This is a genomic window from Bacillus sp. Medicinal_06, assembly GCF_056711665.1.
This window is the reverse complement of the sequence record NZ_JBWYHD010000102.1, coordinates 1-223: the sequence shown is the minus strand read 5'-3', so window position 1 is coordinate 223 and position 223 is coordinate 1. Positions and strand designations below refer to the sequence as shown.

The 223-nt window shown below is 42.6% G+C and carries 1 protein-coding gene; it reads left to right on the top strand.

Features of this window, described 5'->3' with window-relative positions:
* Positions 1 to 138, top strand: a 138-nt coding sequence (locus AC1M36_RS28680; RefSeq protein ID WP_479846536.1) for a zinc ribbon domain-containing protein, incomplete at its 5' end; no start/stop codon positions are given.
* Positions 139 to 223 lie beyond the last annotated feature (85 nt).

Below are 223 nucleotides of genomic sequence, written 5' to 3'. Positions count from 1 at the left end.
GATGTTAAAAATCTAATAATTCGTGAGTGGGATTGCCCTTCTTGTGGTACACATCACGATAGAGATAGGAATGCAGCGATCAACCTGAGAAACGAGGCAATTCGTCTCTTAACCGTAGGAACTACGGGGATAGCCTAATCCATTAGAGTTCGATAGAACTCTGTACTTAGGAATCTCCCACTTCAAACAGTCCGTAAGGACGTTAAGTGGTGAGTAGTTCAAA